This window comes from Bradyrhizobium sp. SZCCHNR2028, assembly GCF_032380995.1.
Taxonomy (GTDB): domain Bacteria; phylum Pseudomonadota; class Alphaproteobacteria; order Rhizobiales; family Xanthobacteraceae; genus Bradyrhizobium.
In genome coordinates, this window is the sequence record NZ_JAUHJF010000045.1 from 1 (window position 1) to 4,716 (window position 4,716).

Annotated in this window: 5 protein-coding genes; all 5 read left to right on the forward strand. The window is 65.0% G+C overall.

Going from position 1 to position 4,716, the window contains the following annotated elements; genetic code table 11:
* The coding region (locus tag QX121_RS31500) for a cytochrome ubiquinol oxidase subunit I (protein ID WP_315813909.1) at positions 1-1,340 on the forward strand (1,340 nt) is incomplete at its 5' end.
* Complete coding sequence (gene cydB, locus QX121_RS31505; RefSeq protein ID WP_315813910.1) at positions 1,337-2,347, forward strand: cytochrome d ubiquinol oxidase subunit II; 1,011 nt, start codon at positions 1,337-1,339, stop codon at positions 2,345-2,347. The genes QX121_RS31500 and cydB, both read left to right, overlap by 4 nt.
* Positions 2,347-2,472, forward strand: a complete 126-nt coding sequence (locus QX121_RS31510) for a DUF2474 family protein (protein WP_315757675.1) — start codon at positions 2,347-2,349, stop codon at positions 2,470-2,472. Before cydB ends, QX121_RS31510 begins: the two co-directional genes overlap by 1 nt.
* Before the next feature lie 109 nt (positions 2,473-2,581).
* Positions 2,582-3,175 carry a L,D-transpeptidase gene (locus QX121_RS31515; protein ID WP_315813911.1) on the forward strand — a complete coding sequence of 198 codons (594 nt, stop codon included), beginning with the start codon at positions 2,582-2,584 and terminating at the stop codon, positions 3,173-3,175.
* A 67-nt stretch (positions 3,176-3,242) separates the two neighbouring features.
* Positions 3,243-4,280: an amino acid ABC transporter substrate-binding protein gene (locus QX121_RS31520; RefSeq protein ID WP_315813912.1), complete on the forward strand. Its 1,038-nt coding sequence runs from the start codon at positions 3,243-3,245 to the stop codon at positions 4,278-4,280.
* The last annotated feature ends 436 nt before the right edge of the window (positions 4,281-4,716 follow it).

Below are 4,716 nucleotides of genomic sequence, written 5' to 3' on the forward strand. Positions count from 1 at the left end.
TCTTCCCCGCCTTCTCGATCGGGCTCGCGTCCTACCTCGCCGTGCTCGAGGCGCTGTGGCTGTGGACCGGCCGCGACGTCTATCTCAACGTCTTCAACTACTGGCTCAAGATCTTCGCCATCGCGTTTGCCATGGGTGTCGTCTCCGGCATCGTGATGTCCTACCAGTTCGGCACCAACTGGTCCGTGTATTCCGACAAGGTCGGACCGGTGATCGGCCCGCTGATGGCCTATGAGGTGCTGACCGCGTTCTTTCTCGAGGCCGGCTTTCTCGGCGTCATGCTGTTCGGCCTCAGGCGGGTCGGCCCGAAGCTGCATTTCCTGGCCACTCTGATGGTCGCGGTCGGCACCCTTATTTCGGCGTTCTGGATCCTCTCCGCCAATTCCTGGATGCAGACGCCCGCCGGCTACGCCGTCAACGCCGACGGCCAGTTCGTCTCGGTCGACTGGCTCAAGGTGATCTTCAATCCGTCCTTCCCCTATCGCCTCGTACACATGGTGCTGGCGGCGTATCTGACGACCTCGCTCGTGGTCGGCGCCGTCGGCGCCTGGCATCTGCTGCGCAATCCGCACCTGCCGGGCCCGCGCGTGATGTTCTCGATGGCGATGTGGATGGCCGCGCTGGTGGCGCCGCTGCAGATCCTGGTCGGCGATCAGCACGGGCTCAACACGCTGGAGCACCAGCCGGTGAAGATCATGGCCATGGAAGGCCATTTCGAGAGCCACAAGGACGGCGCGCCGCTGTACCTGTTCGGCTGGCCCGACCAGGAGAAGGGCGAGCTGACATGGGCGCTCGGGATCCCCAAGTTCGGCTCGCTGATCCTCAAGCACCAGATCGACGCGCCGATGGCCGGCCTCGACACCGTGCCGCGGCAGGACTGGCCGCCGGTGCCGATCACCTTCTGGTCGTTCCGCATCATGGTCGGCCTGGGGCTCCTGATGATGGCGCTCGGCCTGTTCAGCCTGTGGGAGCGCTGGCGCGGCCGGCTATACGTCAATCGCGGCCTGCACCGCTTCGCCATTGCAATGGGGCCGGCGGGATTCATCGCCGTCATGGCCGGCTGGATCACCACCGAGACCGGCCGCCAGCCGTTCACCGTGTACGGGCTGCTGCGCACCACCGATTCCGTTTCGCCGCTCGCAGCCCCGGCCGTGGGTGCCTCGCTGCTCGCCTTCATCATCGTGTATTTCATCATCTTCGCCGCCGGCGTGCTGTACACCCTGCGCCTGATGGCCGAGCCGCCGCATCCCGGTGAGCCGGGCCCGAGCAGCGAGCAGCCGGTCCGCACGGCCGGCATCACGCCGGCCGCGGGCGTCGTGCAGGGAGCCGTCGGATCATGAGCGTTGCCGTCGATCTCGCGACCCTCTGGGCCTTCATCATTGCGCTCGCCGTCTTCATCTACGTCGTGATGGACGGCTTCGATCTCGGGCTCGGCATCCTGTTTCCGCTGTTCCCGGGCAAGCAGGACCGCGACATCATCACCAACACGGTGGCGCCGGTGTGGGACGGCAACGAGACCTGGCTGGTGCTCGGCGGCGGCGGCCTGATGGCCGCCTTCCCGCTCGCTTATGCAATCCTGATGCCCGCGCTGTATGCGCCGCTGATCGCGATGCTGGTTGGGCTGATCTTCCGCGGCGTCGCCTTCGAATTCCGCTGGCGCACCCGCGCGCAGCGCAATCTGTGGGACCTCGCCTTTGCCGGCGGCTCCTGGGTCGCGGCGCTGGCGCAGGGCATCGCGCTCGGCGCCATTCTGCAGGGCGTGCATGTCGAGGGCCGGCACTATGCCGGCGGCTGGTGGGACTGGCTGACGCCGTTCAGCATCCTCACCGGCATCTCGCTCGTGGTCGGCTACGCACTGCTCGGCGCGACCTGGCTGATCCTGAAGACAGAGGGCGACCTGCGCGACAAGGCGTATCGCATCAGCTGGGTCCTGCTGTTCGCGATGCTGCTCGCCATTGCCGCCGTCAGCCTGTGGACGCCGCTGCTCACCATTCAATATTCGGACCGCTGGTTCAGGTGGCCGGCGATCATTCTCACCGCGCCGGTGCCGCTCGCCGTCGTCGGCGTCACCGTGCTGATGATGAAGAACCTCGCCCAGAAGCACGATAGCTGGCCGTTCTTCCTCGCGCTGGCGCTGTTCCTGCTGTCCTATGCCGGCCTCGGCATCAGCATGTACCCCTACATCGTGCCGCAGGGCATCACGATCTGGCAGGCGGCGGCGCCGGAGCGCAGCCAACTGATCATGCTGCCGGGCGTGCTCGTGCTGGTGCCGCTGATTCTCGGCTACACCGGCTGGGCCTATTGGGTGTTTCGCGGCAAGGTCGGGCACGACAGCGGCTATCATTGATGCCGTCCGAGCAGCCTGCCCCGCTCGCGAAGCGCCTCGCCTGGTTCGTCGTGCTGTGGCTCGCCGGCGTGGCGGCCGTCGGCACCGTCGCCTTCCTGCTGCGGCTCTGGATGAAGCTTGGATGACGGCGGGCGCCCCGCGCTCACCTTGACTTTGCTGCGAATATGCCCCTGAAATTTGGCGGGTGATTTTAATCGGGCGAGCTTCGCAGGGGTCCGTTGAGGAGAGCTTTGAATGCCGAGTTTCCGTCGCCTGCTGTGTACCACCAGCGCCATCATCGCGCTGGCGCTGTCTACGGCGCACAGTTTCGCCCAATCTGAGGATCCCGGTGATCAGCCCGGCCTCGTCGCCGATGACGGCTACGAGCTCGATCCCGAATGGCGCAAGCAGGTGGTTTATTTCCGCACCACCGAGCCGCCAGGCACCATCATCGTGTCCACCGCCGAACGCCACCTCTATCTGGTGCAGCCGGGCGGCCGCGCCATCCGCTACGGCATCGGCGTCGGCCGTGACGGCTTCCAGTGGCAGGGGCTGCTGTCGATCACCAAGAAGGCCGAGTGGCCGGATTGGACGCCGCCGCCGGAGATGATCCAGCGCCAGCCCTATCTGCCGCGCTTCATGGCCGGCGGCCCCGGCAATCCCTTGGGCGCGCGTGCGATGTATCTGGGCACCACCGTGTACCGCATCCACGGCACCAATCAGCCCTGGACCATCGGCAGCAAGATTTCCTCCGGCTGCTTCCGGTTGGTGAATGCCGATGTCGCCGACCTGTTCGACCGCGTGCCGGTCGGCACCAAGGTCGTGGTGCGGCAGAAGCCGGAACTGTGACGGCGGCGCCCGCCGCCGGACATTCAGCTATCGCTTCATCCTAACATTTTTTCGAAAGAGATTGACCATGCGCACTTTCCGAGGCGGCCTGCTGATCGGGCTCGCCGTCGCCGTCCTCGTCGCGGCGCTCGCCGTCACCTATGAGATGTACGACACCCGCACCTTGAAGCGAACCATCCGCCGCGGCGAGGTGCTGTGCGGCGTCAACGCCGGGCTGCCCGGCTTCTCGATTCCCGACGACAAGGGCAATTGGAGCGGCTTCGATGTCGACTTCTGCCGCGCCGTGGCGGCCGCGATCTTCGACGATCCGAAGAAGGCGAAGTTCGTACCGCTCGACGCCAGTGAGCGCTTCAAGGAGCTGCAGAGCCGCAAGGTCGACATCCTCTCGCGCAACACCACCTGGTCGATGGCACGCGAGCAGAATTACGATCTGTATTTCCCGGCGGTCGCCTATTACGACGGCCAGGGCTTCATGGTGCCGCGCGCGCGCAAGCTGGAGACCGCGCTGGACCTCAACGGCAGCAAGGTCTGCGTGCAGGATTCCACCACCAACGCGCTCAACGTCGGGGACTATTTCCGCACCAACAACATGAAGTACGAGGAGATGAAGTTTCCCAAGCTCGACGACGTCATCAAGGCGTATGACGGCGGCAAGTGCGATACCTTCACCGCCGACGTCTCGCAGCTCTACGCGCTGCGCCTGACGCTGTCGAAGCCCGGCGATCACGACATCCTGCCCGACCTGATCTCCAAGGAGCCGCTCGCGCCCGTGGTGCGCCAGCGCGACGACGACTGGATGATGATCGTGAAGTGGACGCTGTACGCGATGATCAATGCCGAGGAGCTCGGCATCACCTCCAAGAACATCGACGAAGCGCTGAAGTCGAAGAAGCCGGACGTGATGCGTCTGGTCGGCAACGAGGGCAGCTATGGCCAGGACCTCGGCCTGACCAAGGACTGGGCCGCGCGCGTGATCCGTCACGTCGGCAATTACGGCGAGGTCTATGAGCGCAACGTCGGCAGCGAGTCGAAGCTGAAGATTCCGCGCGGCATGAACCAGCTGTGGAACGCGGGTGGCGTCCAGTACGCGCCGCCGATCAGGTAGGACGCCGGTCGGAATTGTCGGCTTCGCTTCGACTGGTCTCACACCTCTCGCGACACGAACGGTGCACCCTCTCCCCTTGTGGGAGAGGGTGGTTTCGATGCGCAGCATCGAAACCGGGTGAGGGGTTGCCACGAACTCAGACCTGCATTTGCCGCACCAGCCCCTCACCCAAGCAAGCTTGGAGTTGGCTTCTGTGTAGCCCTCTCCCACAAGGGGAGAGGGCGCATTCATATGCACCGCGAGGGCCGATTTTCCGGTGCTTAGAGCAGAACAAACATCATCATCCCCGCGACGTCTTCCGCGCCCGAGCTCTGCAAATTCTCCACCCTCTAAAATCGAGGGCGCAGGGAATGCCGGGAGCTGGCCGATCGGGATAGGGGGGGAGTCTCGCGACTCCACCCCTCCCACACCACCGTACATACGGATCACGTATACG

Bases quoted from the DNA above. Each gene is read 5' to 3' on its own strand.
- QX121_RS31515 (WP_315813911.1), top strand. From the start codon at position 2,582: ATGCCGAGTTTCCGTCGCCTGCTGTGTACCACCAGCGCCATCATCGCG.
- cydB (WP_315813910.1), top strand. From the start codon at position 1,337: ATGAGCGTTGCCGTCGATCTCGCGACCCTCTGGGCCTTCATCATTGCG.
- QX121_RS31510 (WP_315757675.1), top strand. From the start codon at position 2,347: ATGCCGTCCGAGCAGCCTGCCCCGCTCGCGAAGCGCCTCGCCTGGTTC.
- QX121_RS31520 (WP_315813912.1), top strand. From the start codon at position 3,243: ATGCGCACTTTCCGAGGCGGCCTGCTGATCGGGCTCGCCGTCGCCGTC.